The following is a 15,253-nucleotide window of genomic DNA, read 5'->3' as shown; positions in this document are numbered from 1 at the left end:
GGCCCCATCCGGCTGTAGGGATTCCACAAGGTGGCCAATGAGACTCGGATCACATTCCAGCCCCGGAATGAGTGATTCCGGGCGGAGCCCTCACATCCGGCGCGGGATGGCGCGGGCCCCCGGAGCGGGGTGGAATTGGCAGGGGCCGACAACGCCCCGCCGCGATTCCAGCCAGCGGGGAGCGGGGCCGGACGGCCCGCTCCGGGCCTCCCGGCGGGTCTCAGGCGCGGTGGATCACGATGTCGCCGAGGCCCGTGCGCGCGCGCACCTTCACGGTCTCCCCGGAGTCGCCCGGACCCGCCGACGAGCCGAGCGACTGCCGCACGGACCCGTACTTGGTCTGGACGTCGAGCCAGGCGGCGGTGCCCTCGCTGATGCCGATGTCGACCCTGCCGGTGCCGGTCTCCAGGACGGCGGTGCCGCGCGTCACCTCGCCGATCTCGATGGCGCCGGTCGCGGTCCTCGCGGTGACGTCGGCGCGGGCCCGGGTCACGACGATGGCCCCGTTGGCGGAGCGGACCCGCAGCTCGCCGACGACCTCGCCGATCTCGGTCGACCCGTTGGAGTTCTTGACGACGGCCGCGCCGCCGATCGTGCCGAGCCGCACCTCGCCGGAGGCCGTGGTGACGTCGGCCTGGCCGTCCGTCCGATCCACGTAGACCCGGCCGTGGCCGGTGTCGAGGCGCACCGAGGCCGCCCGGACGACCCGGATCTCGCCCATGGACGTCTTGACCTCGCACTCGCCCAGGCGGCCCTCGACGGTGCAGTCGGCCATGGAGGTGGTGACGTGCACGTCCGAGCCCTCGGGCAGCATGACCTCCACGTCGACCGAGGAGCCCCTGCCGAAGAGGGAGCGCTCCTTGGGGCCCTTCACCAGGAGCCTGCCGGTGGTGTACTCCACCCGGGTCCGCTCGGCGGCGCGGACGTCGGCGGCGCGCGTCTCGCTGGTCGGACGCACGTCGACGACGGTCTCGGCGCGGTCGCCCGCGATGATCCGCACCGTCCCGCTCTCGATGGTCACTGAGGCGTTGATGGGCTTGGCGGTGTCGAAGGTTGGCATGGCTGTCCTCGTCGTCGTGGTCCCGGTCCTGGTGGATGCGGCGGAGCGGCCCGGACGCGGCGGTCCGGGCCGGGCGGGGAGCGGGCCCTAGCGGGCCCAGCCGGTGAAGCTGTTCCCCACGCCCTCGCCGCGCGCGAGGGGCTGCGGGCCCTCGCTGGGCCTGAGGGCCTCGGCGACGGTGCGGACCAGCCAGGCGTTGACCGACAGGCTCTCGGCGGCGGCGGCCTCCTCGGCCTGGGACTTGAGGTGCATCGGCAGTCGGAGGTTGATGCGGGCGGTGCCGCCCTCCTCGGCCTCGGGCACGGGCGCGGGGGCGGGCGCGGAGCGCGTCACGGGCGCCTCCATGACCGGCGCCTCGAACGCGTCGGTCAGGGGCGGCGGCGTCACCACGAAGTCCGGGTCGCCCCCACGCAGGCGCACGTCGACCGAGCCGGGAGCGAGGTCTCGGGTAACCTCGTCCATGGCCGCGGACAGCACGTTCAGCAACGTGAGCCGGGTGGCCGACTCGAGCGGGGCGATCAGGCGCTCGGCGACCGCGCGAGCCTCCTCACCACCGGCCTCGGCGGCGACCGCGAGCTCCTGACGGAGTTGGTCGACATACGGCGTGAGATTCATGGCATCACTATGGCACCACAATGGCGCCATGGCAAGTTCCCCCTGCGCCCCCGCCGCTCGGATTCTCGCCCCCTCGGCAGGTCGGGCCACCCCTTTCGCCTTCGCCACCCCTCCCGTCACCATGACGGCGAACGCCCCGCACGCCCCGTAGGGCGGCGCACCCTCCCCTCCTCGTGGCGCCATGCATGGCACCACTCCCCCACGCGCCCACACCTGGCGTAATCGAGCCACCACGCGGTGATCACAGTTGAAGATTGAACCGATCAGCGCTACAGTCAATGTTGTTGAACATTAAACCGCTCATGGTTGCGTCTTCCCCGTGATCCGCAGCCCGCCCCCCAAGGAGCACGTCATGGGACTCTTCGGCCGCAAGAACGACAACGACACCCCCGCCGCCGCCCCCGCCGCCGTCAGCCCTGAACTCGCCGCGCTGACCGGTGACTACGAGCTGGACCCCGCGCACAGCAGCATCGGCTTCGTCGCCCGCCACGCGATGGTCACGAACGTCAAGGGTTCCTTCCTCGACTTCACCGGCTCGCTGCACCTCGACGGCACCGACCCGGCCAAGTCGACGGCCGTCATCGACGTGACGATGGACAGCATCGACACCGGCAACGCGGACCGTGACGGCCACCTCAAGAGCGCGGACTTCTTCAAGACCGAGGAGTTCCCGAAGATGACCTTCCGCTCCACCGGGGCCGAGGCGCTCGGCGGCGACGACTACCGCGTCACCGGCGACCTGACCATCCTCGGCACCACCCGGCCGCTCACCATCGACCTGGAGTTCAACGGGGCGGCCACGGACCCGTTCGGCAACCAGCGCGTCGGCTTCGAGGGCAAGGCCCAGCTGCTGCGCTCGGAGTGGGGCCTGACGTGGAACGCGGCCCTGGAGACGGGTGGCGTGCTGGTCTCCGACAAGATCAAGCTCACCTTCGACATCTCGGCGATCAAGAGCGCCTCGTAACGACCCGTCCGGAGCCGGTGGGCGGCCTTCGCCGCCCCGGCCGGTCCCGGGGGTCCGTCCGACCGGGCGGCCCTAGAAGCCGCCGCCGAAGTCGCCGCCCCCGCCGAAGTCCCCGCCGCCCCCGAAGTCACCGCCGCCGAAGTCGCCCGCGTCGAAGTCCGCGCCCGTGACGTCGCCGCCGTCGGCCGCCGGGACGCCCGCCGCCGCGGCGTACGCCGGGGACGACAGGGCCGAGCCGAGCAGGGTGCCGACCAGCAGGCCGGGGAGCAGGCCGCCGCCGAAGTAGCCGCCCGCCCAGGGGCCGTAGGCCGGGCCCGCCTCCCAGTAGGGGCGGCGGTCGCCGGTGTCGGTGGTGACCGTGCGGGTCATGGGCGCCTCGCCGTCGGCGAGGCGCACCGCGTCGGCCGCGCACACCGGCACCTCGCGGGGCGCACCGCCCGCGGGGGTCCACTCGGCGTCCTTCACGGAGGGCCCGTGCCGGGGGTCGAAGAAGCACGGCGGCCGCCGCTCGGGCAGCGTGCGGCCCTCGCGGCGCGCGGCGAGCAGGGCGAGCGAGAAGCGGCCGTCCTCCAGGGCCTGGGTGACGGCCCGGACCTGCTCGGGCCGCTCGGCCGCGGCCATGAAGGACTTCGCCTTCTCGTACGCGTCGAGCGCGCGCTCGTAGTCGGCGCGCATGGCGTCGTCGGCACCGGCCTCCGCGGGGTGGAAGTCGAGCCGGTCCAGCTCCTCGCCGAAGGCGGTGATGTCCTCGTCGACGACGACGCGCAGCTTCTCCAGGGCCGCGCGCTCCTCCTCCGCGCGCTTGCGGCGGCGGCTCCGGGCCACCGCGTAGGCGCCCGCGCCGCCCGCGACGACCACCGCGCCGACGCCGATCAGCACCCCGACGGGCGCGCCGTCGCCGCCGCCCGTGGCGCCCCAGGAGGCGGGCGCGCTGCCCGACGTCTGGGCGATGGCGCGGTCCACGAACTCGTCGAGCTGCTGTGGCGCGGGCTCGCCCCGGACGAGCGAGGTCAGGTTCCGCACGGCGTCGCGCGACAGGGCCGCGCTGTCGGCCTTCGCGTCGAAGGCGTCGCCGAGACGGATCGCGTACACGCCCGTGACTCCCGTCGCCGTCCGCAGGTTCCGGAACAGGTCCTGCTTCGGGAACGACTCCGGGAGCACGGCGACGAAGACCGGCTTGTCGGCCTTCTTGATCTTGTCGGCGAGGGCGTCGGCGTCGGTGCGGGAGAGCTGGGACGCCGCCGCCCCGTCGACGTACACCGGGTTCTCGCGCAAGGCGTCGGCCACCGTCGTGACGTCCGTGGCGGCCCGGGCCGCGGGCGCGAGCGTGGCGCCCAGGGCCAGGAGCAGTCCGGACAGGATGACGGTCAGCCGCGACGCCGCCTGCCTGGTCGGCCTCATACTTCACGCTAACCCAGGCCGGGCGCGAACGTGCCCCCGCGGCTACTCGACGGGCTCGACCCCGGCCCTGAGCAGGCCGTAGGTGACCGCGTCCTCCAGCGCCTGCCAGGACGCGGCGATCACGTTGTCCGCGACGCCGACGGTCGACCACTCGCCGTCGCCGTCCGTGGTGGAGATGAGTACGCGGGTGGTGGAGGACGTGCCGTGCTTGCCCTCCAGGATGCGGACTTTGTAGTCCACCAGCTCCAGCTTGGCCAGCTCCGGGTACATCCGCTCCAGGCCGACGCGCAGGGCCCGGTCGAGGGCGTTGACGGGGCCGTTGCCCTCCGCCGTCGCCACGATGCGCTCGCCCTTGGCCCACACCTTCACGGTGGCCTCGTTGGCGTGCGAGCCGTCGGGCCGGTCCTCGACGATCGCGCGCCAGGACTCGGTGCGGAAGTAGCGCCGCGCGCGCCCCTCGGCCTCCGCCCGCAGGAGCAGCTCGAAGGAGGCGTCCGCCGCCTCGTACGTGTAGCCCTTGAGCTCGCGCTCCTTGACGCGCTCCACGACGCGGCCGACCAGTTCGCGGTCGCCGCCCAGGTCGACGCCCAGCTCCTTGCCCTTGAGCTCGATGGAGGCGCGGCCCGCCATGTCGGAGACCAGCATGCGGATGCGGTTGCCGACGAGCTCGGGGTCGATGTGCTGGTAGAGGTCCGGGTCGACCTTGATCGCGGAGGCGTGCAGGCCCGCCTTGTGCGCGAAGGCCGAGACGCCGACGTAGGGCTGGTGGGTGGCCGGGGTGAGGTTCACGACCTCGGCGATGGCGTGCGAGACGCGGGTCATCTCGCGCAGCGCGCCCTCGGGCAGGACCTGTTTGCCGTACTTCAGCTCCAGGGCGGCGACGACCGGGAAGAGGTTGGCGTTGCCGACGCGCTCGCCGTAGCCGTTGGCGGTGCACTGGACGTGGGTGGCGCCCGCGTCGACGGCGGCGAGGGTGTTGGCGACCGCGCAGCCGGTGTCGTCCTGGGCGTGGATGCCGAGCCGGGCGCCGGTGTCGGCGAGGACGGTGGCGACGACGGCCTGCACCTGGGCGGGGAGCATGCCGCCGTTGGTGTCGCACAGGACCACGACGTCCGCGCCCGCCTCGTGCGCGGCCCGCACGACCGCCTTCGCGTACTCGGGGTTGGCACGGTAGCCGTCGAAGAAGTGCTCGCAGTCGACGAAGACGCGGCGGCCCTGCCCGCGCAGGTGGGAGACGGTGTCGCGGACCATCTCCACGTTCTCGTCGAGCGTGGTGCGCAGGGCGAGTTCGACGTGCCGGTCGTGCGCCTTGGCGACCAGCGTGATCACCGGGGCGCCGGACTCGAGGAGCGCCTTGACCTGGGGGTCCTCGGCGGCTCTGCCGCCCGCGCGACGGGTGGCGCCGAACGCGACGAGCTGCGCGTTCTTGAAGGTGACCTCTTCCTTGGCGCGGGCGAAGAACTCGGTGTCGCGCGGGTTGGCGCCGGGCCAGCCGCCCTCGATGAAGCCCACGCCGAAGTCGTCCAGATGCCGGGCGATGGTCAGCTTGTCCGCGACGGTCAGATTGATGCCCTCGCGCTGCGCGCCGTCGCGCAGCGTGGTGTCGAACACGTGGAACGAATCGTCGGGGCTGCTGGTTTCCGTCGTCATCTCTCTGGCTCCTGTGTCGGATCTCGGTCTACCGGATGACCGGCTCCACCACCCTCATGATCCCTCGCGCCCTGTTCCTCCGGCTGGGGTGGGCCGGAAAACGAAAAGACCCCTCGCGGGTGCGAGAGGTCTGCGCGCGGGTCGAGGACGGTGCCGCCCCGTACGGTCCGTACGGGCGCGGTCACTGCGGACCGGCGCGCCTGCTGCCCATAATCACGGCGGTAAGCATGGGGGCAGCCTGCCACACCCCGAGCCGCGCCTGAACGGTCGTCTCACCATGCGGGCGACCGTGCAGGCGCGGCGCCGCCGTCAGCCGAGGTAGCGCACGAACGCGTCGTAGCCGTCGTTCGTGTCGCCCGGCAGCAGGCCCGCGTCCGCCGACAGGAACGCGACGCGCTTGCCGTTCGCCGAGATCGCGCCCGGGACCGCCTTGGCCGAGGCGGTGCCGCCGGTGGCGTCGGGGGTGACGAGGGCGGTCCTGCCGGTCTTCAGGTCCCGTACGTAGACGGGCTGTTCGGTGCCGTACTGGCTGCCGGGCTCCCGCACCTCCGTCATATAGGTGAGGCGGCGGCCGTCGGCGCTGATGGCGGGGGCGCGGGTGTAGGCCGCGCCGGGGCCGCCCTGGGTGCCGTGGACACGCCGGTTCTTGCCGGTGGCGAGGTCGTGGACGAAGACGTTCCAGGCCTTGTCGTCGTCGTGCGGCACGAGGTGGGTGTCGCGGGACTCGAAGACGACCGTGCGGCCGTCGCCGCTGAGGGACGGTTCGAGGGACTCCTTCTCGGTCGTGGAGCCGTCGTGGGAGCGGTCGATCTGCGTCAGGCGCCCGGTGGTGCGGTCGCGCAGCCAGACGTCGCTCCAGTCGTCGCCCCGCGGGCCGTTGGTGTAGTTGTGCGCGTAGACGACCTCGCGGCCGTCGTCGCTGACCGTCGGGGTGTGCGCGGAGCGCGGCTCCCAGCCGGGGTTGGGGTGGCTGATGCGCTCCGTGGTCTTCTTCTCGCGGTCGCGCAGGAACACGACCTGGCCGTCGGAGCCCTCGCGCTTGCGGGTGTCGAAGACGGCGTAGCGGGCGTTCGGGGTGAGGGCGACGGTGCCCGCGCCCCTGCCGTCGAAGCCGTCCGGCAGCTCCACGTCGAGGCGCTGGAACTTCTTCGTCCTGCGGTCGTACAGGCGGACGTCGGACGCGCCGTAGTCGTCGGCCGGGGCGGTGATGACGGCGACGTAGCGGCCGTCGCCGCTGAGCGAGGGGCTGCGGAGCTGGCGGCCCGGGAGGGCGACGCGCTCCGTGCGTCCGGTGGCCAGGGTGCGGACGAACACGTCGGAGCGGCCGTTGGTGTCACCGGCCACCAGGTCGCTCGCCTCCGAGTCGAAGGCGACGACCTTGCCGTCGCGGCTGATCACCGCGGTCGAGGCGGCCGCGTTGCCCGCCGTGCCGCCGGGCGTGACGCTCACGCCGGCCGTGCGGGGCGCGGCGGGCGCCGCGGAGGCCGCGGGCAGGGCGGTCGCCGTGACCGCCGCGACGACGGCCGCGGCGGCCAGGGCGGCGCGCTGGGTGCTGTGGCGCATGGTTCGGTTCCCCCGTGTGGTGAGTGGTGCGGATCCGGCGCACCGTGCAGTCGGATGCGGCGCCGGCGTCGGTAAGGACTGCCGTACGGGCACGGATGGTTGCCGACACGACTGTTCGCCCCGGGGGCGCGCGGGGGCACGTCCGACACGCCGTTCACGTCCCCCTCACCGGATCGGACGTCAGCGGAGGCGGCGCACGAACACGTCGGACGTGCCGTTGGTGTCGCCCGGCACCAGGTCGGAGGCCGTCGACGTGAAGACGGCCGCGCGGCCGCCGGAGGTCACGGTGACCGCCCCGGCGCGGGTCTCGCCGGGAGCGAGCGCCGTGCGGCGGCCCGTGCGGACGTCCAGCAGGACGAGCCGCTCGCCGCCGGTGCCCTCCTGGGGCAGGACGGCGAACCGGGCGTCCCGGTCGGCGGACCGCGCGGGCGTGTCGGCGACCTGCCGGGCCGTGCCCCCGCGCACGTCGTACGCGTACGTCCTGCCCGCGGCGGCGAACAGGACGCGGCGGCCGTCCCCGCTGATCCGGACGAACTGCCCGTCGCTGTCCCCGAGTCCCTCGTCGGCCCGCACGGTGGTGCCGGTGGCGCGGTCCTCGACGAGGACGTCGTCGCCCTCGGGCCCGGAGCCCTTCTTCTGGTAGGCCACGAACCTGCCGTCCGCGCTGAGCGAGGCGGCGCCGAAGCGGGTGGTGGTCGCGTCGCCCTCGACCCGTTCCGCGGTGCCGGTGGCCATGTCCCGAACGGAGACGTACCGGTCGGTGACGAAGCGGTCGTCGCCGGAGGTGTAGAGGACGTACCGGCCGTCGGGCGTGATGTCCTGGATCCGGGCGGCCGAGGCCACGGGGGTGCTCCGGCCCGTCGCCAGGTCGTCGACGCGGGCCGACGGGCCCTTGGTGCCCTCGGTGTAGCCGACGTAGCGGCCGTCGCCGCTGAGCACGGGCGGGCCCCAGTCGAATCCGCCGCCGTGCACGATCCGGGTGAGCCTGCCGGTGTCCCGGTCCTTCACGGCGAGGCACACGTACGTCTGCTGCTCGCAGCCCGGGAAGCCCTCGGGCACCGACGTCTTCGTGGCGAACGCCACGTACCGTCCGTCGTCGCTGATGGCCGCGTGCTGCGACGCCCGCTCCAGCTGCGCCCCGTCGCTCGCCGTGCTCACGCGTTCGGTGAGCGGCCCGCCCGGCCGCGCGTCGGCCGCCGCTGCCGACGGTGTCGTCGTGCCGAGCGCGGCGGCGAGTGCCGCCGCCGCCAGGCCGCGTGTGGTGCGTCCGCGCATGGGGCGTTCCCCTCGGGTCGGTCGGGTCATCGGGTGTGGCGTACGAAGACGTCGGCCTCGCCGTTGGTGTCGCCGGGGACGAGGTCGGGCGCGGCCGAACCGAACGTGACCGCGCGGCCCCCGGCTGCCACCGCGCCGCCGCCCGCCTGGGCGTCGGGCGGGCCGACGGCCGTGTCGCGGCCGGTGCGCGGGTCGAGCAGGTGCAGGCCGTCGGCCCGGGAGAGCACGACGTGCCGGGCGCACGCGGTGGCCGACCTGGCGCGGCCCTCGGCGACGCGCGCGGTGGTGCCGGTGCGCGCGTCGTGGACGTAGAGACCGCCCCGGGCGTTGAAGAGGACCCGGTGGCCGTCGGCGCTGATCCGGACCAGTTCGGCCGTGCCGAGGCCGGTGTCGAGCTGGACGCGCTCGCCCGTGCCGCGCGTCTTGAGGAACACGTCCGCCGTGTCCTCGGGGCCCTCGCTGTAGCCGCCGACCTGGTAGGCGACGCGGGTGCCGTCGCCGTTCACGGACGCCGCGCCCTTCCAGCCCTCCTCCGCGGGCGAGATCAGCTCGTCGGCGCCGGTGGCGGTGGAGCGGACGTACAGGAGCCGGGAGCCCTGGGTGCCGTGGCGGTTGCCGATGGTGTACGCGACGTGCGTGCCGTCGGGGCTCAGCGACCGCACGGCGCCCAGTTCGTTGGAGCCGGGCGGGTTCTCGGGCCACAGGCGCCTCGTGGTGCCGGTGGCGGTGTCGTGGAGGTAGGGCGCCGTGAACCGCGTGCCCGCCGTGAAGGCGACGCGGGTGCCGTCGGCGCTGAGCAGGGGCGAGCTGTAGAGGTGGCCGCCGCCGAGGTCGATGCCGGTCAGGGCGCCGGTGGCCAGGTCCTTGACCTTCAGGCAGGGCAGGTACCGGGCGCAGCCGAGGCCCGGCGCCCGCGTCACGAACGCGACGCGGCGGCCGTCGCCGCTGAGCGCGGCGTCGCCGGAGGGCCCGTCGAGCTGGCCGCCGTCGCCCGCGGTGCTGACGCGTTCGGTGCGGGGTGCCCGCGGGGCGGCGTCAGCGGGGGTCGCGCCGAGCACGGCAACGAGGGCCGCGCTCAGCAGGGCTGTCGTGGGGCGGTGTCTCACCGGTTCTCCTGAGCGGTCGTGTGGCAGCGCCCCGAAGGGGCGCGGGGAACTGCGCGACCAGCCACGACGGTCCGCAGGCGATCGACGGCCCATCGCGGCAATTCCAGCGAAGCGCTTAGCGCGGGGTGCGGACGAACACGTCCGGGACGCCGTTGGTGTCGCCCGGCACGAAGGCCTCGTCGTCGAAGCCGGTGAAGACCACGGTCCGCGCGCGGGCGTCCATGCGGGCGTCCACGGCGTTGGCGGGCCTGCCGTCCTTGTCGGGCGACACCAGGGTGTTGGCGCCCGTGCGCAGGTCGCGCACGTACTCGGCGTCGTCGACGGTGTGGACCGGCCAGGTGTCGAGCAGCAGCTTCGAGCCGTGGGCGGAGACCGCGTCGACGGACAGCACGCCCTCGGGCCCGGGCAGGACCGCGTCGACGCGGGTGACCTTGCCGGTGCGCAGGTCGCGGACGAACGGGTTGACGCTGTCGTTGGGGTCCGGGCCCGGGACGAGGTTGGAGGCGCCGGAGGTGAAGGCGAGCGTGGTGCCGTCCGCGCTGAGCAGCGGGCCGGTGGCGGCGCCGTCCGCGGGGCTGCCGTCGGGAGTGGTGTCGGCCTGGGTCTCGCCGCCGGTGTCGCGGTCGTGGACGTAGACGTCGGACCAGTCGCCGCGCGGCGGGGTGCCGCGCACGGCCTGGTAGGCCACCCTCCGGCCGTCGGCGCTGATCGTCGGGGCGCGGAAGCCGCGGAAGTCCTCGTCGCCGTCGACGGGGAAGCTGACCCGCTCGGTGCGCCGGGCGCGCAGGTCGCGCACGTAGACGGCCTGGGCCCCGGTGGTGGTGAAGTCGCTGTCGTCGACGGTGAAGGCGACGGTGCGGCCGTCGGCGGAGAGCGCGGGCTCGTAGCCGCTCTCGAAGGGCATCGGGAGGTCGACGTCGGCGCGCTCGGTCGCGCCCGTACGCAGGTCACGGACCACCACGGCGGTCGTGTCGCCGTCCTGCGCGGTGTAGGCGAGGTAGCGGCCGGTCGCGCTGAGGGCGGGTGAGGAGGGTTCGCCGAGGGGGTCCACGACGCGCTGGGTCCTGCCGCGGCGCAGGTCGCGGACGAACAGGTCGGCCCGGTCGTTGGTGTCGTCCCGCACGAGGTCGCTCGCCCGCGAGGTGAAGGCGACGACGCGGCCGTCGGCGCTCACGACCGGGTTGCCGGAGGGGCCGTTGGCCGCGCCGCCGTCGACGGCGACGCTGATCAGCCGCGTGCTCCCGGCGGCCCCCGCCGGTGCCCGCGGCGCCGGTGCGGCGACGGCCGCGGGCAGGGCCGCGGCCGCGAGCAGCAGGGCGAGGGCGCTCCCGCCCGCCGCGCGTCCGGCCGCGCCGCGTCTCTTCTTCCGCTGGTCTGTGGCCATGCGTTCCCCCCGGAAGGCAGGGGCCCCCGGCCCGGTGCCAAGGGCCCATCGGGGATGCAAGCGCACGCCGGGCGCGGGGGTCAATCAGCCGTAACGCGTACAACCTGGACGGGGCGTCAAGCGTCCGCGACCGGCCCCGTACCCAGCGTCTGGTCGGTGAACTCCCGCGCGTGGTCGAGGACTTGAGGACGGTCCGTGCCGCGCAGGCCGATCGCCAGATGGATGCTCAGACCGTCGAGGAGCGCCCGCAGCCGGGTCGCGACCCGGTCGGGGTCGACGGCGCGGAACTCGCCGTGCGAGACGCCCTCGGCGAGCAGCGCCACCAGGTCGCGGTGCCAGGCGCCCTCGATGGCTGCCTGCCGGTCGCGGCCGCCCGCGTCGGCGTTGAGCGAGCGGTTCCACACCTCCAGCCAGAGCGTCCAGTGCGGATCGCGGTGGCCCTGGGGCACGTACAGGTCGACGTAGGCGTCCAGGCGCGCGCGGGCCGGGGTGTCCTGGGCGAGTAGCTGCCGGCGCCGGGCGCCGAGCCGTCCCTCGCTCCACTCCAGGGTGCGGAGCAGCAGTTCGTCCTTGGAGCCGAAGTAGTAGAGGAGGTGGCCGCTGCTCATGCCGACCTCGCGGCCGAGCGCGGCCATGGTGAGCTTCTCCAGGCCGCGCTCGGCGATCATCTCCATGGCCGCGGCGAGGACGTCCTCGCGCGGGGGCGCGTTCCTGCGCGCGCTGCGCGAGGGGCTCGCTTCGGCCACGTGGTGCTCCTGCCGCTAGATCCTTGGCTGCTGCTGGGTGACGCAGTGAATGCCGCCGCCTCCGGCAAAGATCGTACGGGCGTCGACGAGGGTGACCGTGCGGCGCGGGAAGAGACGGCGGAAGATGCCCGCGGCGAGCTCGTCGCGCGGATCGTCGAAGCCGCACAGGACGACGCCGTCGTTGCACAGGTAGTGGTTGATATACGAGTAGTCGACCCAGCCCTCGTCGTCGGCGAGGACGGTGGGCGCGGGCACCTCGACGACCTCCAGGGCGCGGCCGCGGGCGTCGGTCCGCCCGCGCAGCAGGCCCGCGACCTCCTTGCTGACCTCGAAGTCGGGGTGGGCCGGGTCCCGCTGGCTGTGCACGAGGACGACGCCGGGCGCGGCGAAGGCGGCCACGATGTCGACGTGGCCGAGGGTGCCGAAGCCGTGGCCGGGGTAGTCGGCGGTGAGACCGCGCGGCAGCCAGAGGGCCTTGGTGGTGCCGAGGCGGGCGTGGACCTCGGCCTCGACCCGCTCCCTGGTCCAGCCGGGGTTGCGCTCGGGGCCCAGCTGCACGGTCTCGGTGAGCAGGACGGTGCCCTCGCCGTCGACGTGGATGCCGCCGCCCTCGTTGACGAGCGGGGAGGCGTGCACCGGGGTGCCCGCGAGGTCCGCGACGTGCCGGGCGATCTTCGCGTCGTGCTCCCAGGAGGCCCACTCCTGGGCGCCCCAGCCGTTGAACACCCAGTCGACGGCGGCGAGGCCCCCGGTGGCGGTGTCGCGCACGAAGGTGGGGCCGATGTCGCGCATCCAGGCGTCGTCGAGCTCCCGCTCGACGAGGTCCACGTCCGGGCCGAGGAGCGCACGGGCGGACGCGCTCTGGCCGGGGCCGCACACCAGGGTGACGGGCTCGAAGCGGCGTACGGCGCGGGCGACGGCGGCCCAGGCCCGGCGCGCCGCGTCCAGGTCCGCCGGGTCCTGGAAGGTGGTGTTGGGCCCGGGCCAGGCCATCCAGGTGCGGTCGTGCGGGGCCCACTCCGGGGGCATGTACAGCGTCATGGGGGGGGTCCTTGGCGGTGGGTGGGGCTCGGGCTCAGAGGAAGTACAGGCGGTTGAGGGACACCGAGTCGGCGGGCTCGGAGCGCAGCGGGTCGCCGTCGAGGGTGACGAGACCGGTGCGCTGGTCCACGTCGACGGCGCCCGTGCGGGAGTTCAGGCGCAGGTCGGCGGGGCCGATGCCGCGGGTGCCGCGCACGGCGACGCGGCGGCGGCGGGTGGGCATGAGGTCGTTGCCCTGGCCCACGGCGGCCTGCGCGACGAAGGCGACGGAGAGGTCGGCGGCGGTCGCGCCGTACGCCCCGAACTGCGGCCCGAGGACGAGGGGTTCGCAGGTGTCGGTCGCCGCGTTCGGGTCGCCGACGACGCCGTAGGCGGGGAATCCGGCCTTCAGCACGAGCTGCGGTTTGGCGCCGAAGAACTCGGGCCGCCACAGCACGACGTCGGCGAGCTTGCCGGTCTCGATCGAGCCGACCTCGTGGGCGAGGCCGTGCGCGATGGCGGGGTTGAGGGTGAGCTTGGCGATGTAGCGCAGGACGCGCGCGTTGTCGTCGCCCGGCCCGTCGCCGTCCATGGGGCCCAGCTCGGCCTTCATCTTCCCGGCCATGGCGAAGGTGCGGCGCACGGTCTCCCCCGCGCGGCCCATGCCCTGGGCGTCGGACGAGGTGATGCCGATGGCGCCGAGGTCGTGCAGCACGTCCTCCGCGCCCATGGTCCCGGCGCGGATGCGGTCGCGGGCCATGGCGGCGTCGCCGGGCAGGTCCGTCTTCAGGTCGTGGACGGAGACGATCATCCCGTAGTGCTCGGCCACGGCGTCGCGGCCGAAGGGCAGGGTGGGGTTGGTGGAGGACCCGATGACGTTCGGCACGCCCGCCATCTTCAGGACGTTCGGTACGTGGCCGCCGCCGCATCCCTCGATGTGGAAGGCGTGGATGGTGCGCCCCTCGAGGACCTTGAGGGTGTCCTCGACCGACAGGCACTCGTTCAGTCCGTCGCTGTGCAGGGCGACCTGGACGTCGTGCTCCTCGGCGACGCGCAGCGCGGTGTCGAGGGCGCGGGTGTGGGCGCCCATGTCCTCGTGCACCTTGAAGCCGGACGCCCCGCCCTCGGCGAGCGCCTCCACCAGCGGCGCCGGGTCGGAGGACGAACCCCGGGCCAGGAAGCCGATGTTGACGGGCCAGGCGTCGAAGGCGTTGAAGGCGTGCCGCAGCGCCCAGGGCGAGTTGACGCCCACGCCCCACACGGGCCCGAACTCCTGGCCGATGACCGTGGTGACGCCGGACGCGAGGGAGGCCTCCATGATGCGCGGCGACAGGAGGTGGACGTGGGTGTCCACGGCCCCGGCGGTGGCGATGAGCCCCTCGCCGGACACGATGGACGTACCGGTGCCGACGACGACGTCCACGCCGTCGAGGGTGTCGGGGTTCCCGGCCCGGCCGATCGCGGCGATCCGGCCCTCCCGGATGCCGATGGACACCTTCCTGATGCCCTGGACCGCGTCGATGACGAGGACGTTGCTGATCACGACGTCGCAGGTGTCGCGGACGGCGGCGGCCTTGAGGTGCAGTCCGTCGCGGGCCGTCTTGCCGAATCCGGCGAGGAACTCGTCGCCGTACTTCTGCGCGTCGGACTCGACGCGGACGGTCAGGCCGGAGTCGCCGAGCCGGACCCGGTCCCCGGCGCGGGGGCCGTGCGTGGCGGCGTACGCGTACGGGTCGACGCTCATGCCCTCGCCCCCAGGTAGCCGCAGGCGGCGGCCCTGCGCAGGGCCTCCCGCTTCGCGCCCGGCGCGTCGAGGGCGCCGTCGACCAGGCCGGCGAAGCCGATCGCGACGCGGTCGCCGCCGATCGGCAGGAGACCGACCTCGACGCGCTCGCCGGGACCGAAGCGCACGGAGGACCCGGCGGGCACGGCGAGCCGCATGCCGTACGCGGCGGCGCGGTCGAAGTCGAGCCGGGGGTTGGCCTCGAAGAAGTGGAAGTGCGAGGTCACCGAGACGGGGACGGTGGCGGTGTTGCGCACGCGGAGCTCCACGACCGGCGCGGGGTCGGCGTGCGCGGGCCCGGGAAGGAGGGCCCCCGGCGCCCGGTCGCCCTCGCCCTCGCCCGCGCCCTCGCCGTCGTCGCCGCCGATCGGCCGGGACACCACGGCGAGCCGGGAGCCGTCGTCGAAGACGGCCTCCACGTGCACCTCGGTCACCACGTCCGCGACGCCCGGGAGCACGTCGTCCGGGCCGAGCACGGCCCTGGCCCGCTCGACGGCCTCGGCGAGCCGGGCGCCGTCGCGCGCCGCCTCGCACACGGTGTCGGCGATGAGCGCGGTCGCCTCGGGCACGTTGAGCCGCAGCCCGCGTGCCCTGCGGGCCCGGGCCAGCTCGGCCGCGCCGAAGAGCAGCAGCCGGTCGCGTTCGGTCGGGGTCAGTCGCACGCCGCACACCTCACTTCCGGGTGG

Annotated in this window: 13 protein-coding genes; 1 reads left to right on the top strand and 12 read right to left on the bottom strand. The window is 74.3% G+C overall.

Going from position 1 to position 15,253, the window contains the following annotated elements; all coding sequences use genetic code 11:
* Nucleotides 1–220: 220 nt before the first annotated feature.
* Together C9F11_RS28905 and C9F11_RS28900 are read right to left on the bottom strand one after the other, a co-directional pair.
* Complete coding sequence (locus C9F11_RS28905; protein WP_138962010.1) at nucleotides 221–1,060, bottom strand: DUF4097 family beta strand repeat-containing protein; 840 nt, start codon at nucleotides 1,058–1,060, stop codon at nucleotides 221–223.
* An 87-nt stretch (nucleotides 1,061–1,147) separates the two neighbouring features.
* A complete protein-coding gene (locus C9F11_RS28900) occupies nucleotides 1,148–1,675 on the bottom strand; it encodes a toxin-antitoxin system HicB family antitoxin (protein ID WP_138962009.1) in 528 nt (175 codons plus the stop codon).
* Nucleotides 1,676–2,027: 352 nt separating this feature from the next.
* Here C9F11_RS28900 and C9F11_RS28895 point away from each other — a divergent pair, with 352 nt between their 5' ends.
* Nucleotides 2,028–2,639 (top strand): YceI family protein, encoded by a 612-nt coding sequence (locus tag C9F11_RS28895; protein ID WP_138962008.1) that lies wholly within the window; start codon nucleotides 2,028–2,030, stop codon nucleotides 2,637–2,639.
* 72 nt (nucleotides 2,640–2,711) lie between these two features.
* Here the strand turns inward: C9F11_RS28895 and C9F11_RS28890 are convergent, their stop codons facing one another.
* From C9F11_RS28890 to ureA, 10 genes are all read right to left on the bottom strand, one after another.
* Nucleotides 2,712–4,040 carry a hypothetical protein gene (locus tag C9F11_RS28890; RefSeq protein WP_138962007.1) on the bottom strand — a complete coding sequence of 443 codons (1,329 nt, stop codon included), beginning with the start codon at nucleotides 4,038–4,040 and terminating at the stop codon, nucleotides 2,712–2,714.
* A 42-nt stretch (nucleotides 4,041–4,082) separates the two neighbouring features.
* A complete protein-coding gene (gene cimA, locus C9F11_RS28885; protein WP_138962006.1) occupies nucleotides 4,083–5,690 on the bottom strand; it encodes a citramalate synthase in 1,608 nt (535 codons plus the stop codon).
* A 309-nt stretch (nucleotides 5,691–5,999) separates the two neighbouring features.
* A complete protein-coding gene (locus C9F11_RS28880) occupies nucleotides 6,000–7,253 on the bottom strand; it encodes a PD40 domain-containing protein (RefSeq protein WP_138962005.1) in 1,254 nt (417 codons plus the stop codon).
* Nucleotides 7,254–7,433: 180 nt separating this feature from the next.
* Complete coding sequence (locus C9F11_RS28875) at nucleotides 7,434–8,528, bottom strand: hypothetical protein (protein WP_138962004.1); 1,095 nt, start codon at nucleotides 8,526–8,528, stop codon at nucleotides 7,434–7,436.
* Between the two features lie 26 nt (nucleotides 8,529–8,554).
* Nucleotides 8,555–9,634, bottom strand: coding sequence for a hypothetical protein (locus C9F11_RS28870; protein WP_138962003.1), 1,080 nt, complete (start codon nucleotides 9,632–9,634; stop codon nucleotides 8,555–8,557).
* Nucleotides 9,635–9,749: 115 nt separating this feature from the next.
* A complete protein-coding gene (locus tag C9F11_RS28865) occupies nucleotides 9,750–11,018 on the bottom strand; it encodes a PD40 domain-containing protein (RefSeq protein ID WP_138962002.1) in 1,269 nt (422 codons plus the stop codon).
* Nucleotides 11,019–11,134: 116 nt separating this feature from the next.
* Nucleotides 11,135–11,692: a TetR/AcrR family transcriptional regulator gene (locus C9F11_RS28860; protein WP_138967121.1), complete on the bottom strand. Its 558-nt coding sequence runs from the start codon at nucleotides 11,690–11,692 to the stop codon at nucleotides 11,135–11,137.
* 87 nt (nucleotides 11,693–11,779) lie between these two features.
* The gene (locus C9F11_RS28855) at nucleotides 11,780–12,805 is read right to left on the bottom strand and encodes an agmatine deiminase family protein (RefSeq protein ID WP_138962001.1); all 1,026 of its coding nucleotides are present in this window, start codon (nucleotides 12,803–12,805) and stop codon (nucleotides 11,780–11,782) included.
* Between the two features lie 34 nt (nucleotides 12,806–12,839).
* On the bottom strand, nucleotides 12,840–14,528 hold the full coding sequence (locus C9F11_RS28850) for an urease subunit alpha (protein WP_138962000.1): 1,689 nt from the start codon (nucleotides 14,526–14,528) through the stop codon (nucleotides 12,840–12,842).
* Complete coding sequence (ureA, locus tag C9F11_RS28845; protein ID WP_138961999.1) at nucleotides 14,525–15,229, bottom strand: urease subunit gamma; 705 nt, start codon at nucleotides 15,227–15,229, stop codon at nucleotides 14,525–14,527. The genes C9F11_RS28850 and ureA overlap by 4 nt, the downstream gene beginning before the upstream one ends.
* Nucleotides 15,230–15,253: the final 24 nt, after the last annotated feature.

This window comes from Streptomyces sp. YIM 121038, from assembly GCF_006088715.1.
GTDB lineage: Bacteria > Actinomycetota > Actinomycetes > Streptomycetales > Streptomycetaceae > Streptomyces.
Note: the sequence above shows the minus strand (reverse complement) of the source record. Positions and strands in the feature narration are given on the sequence as shown.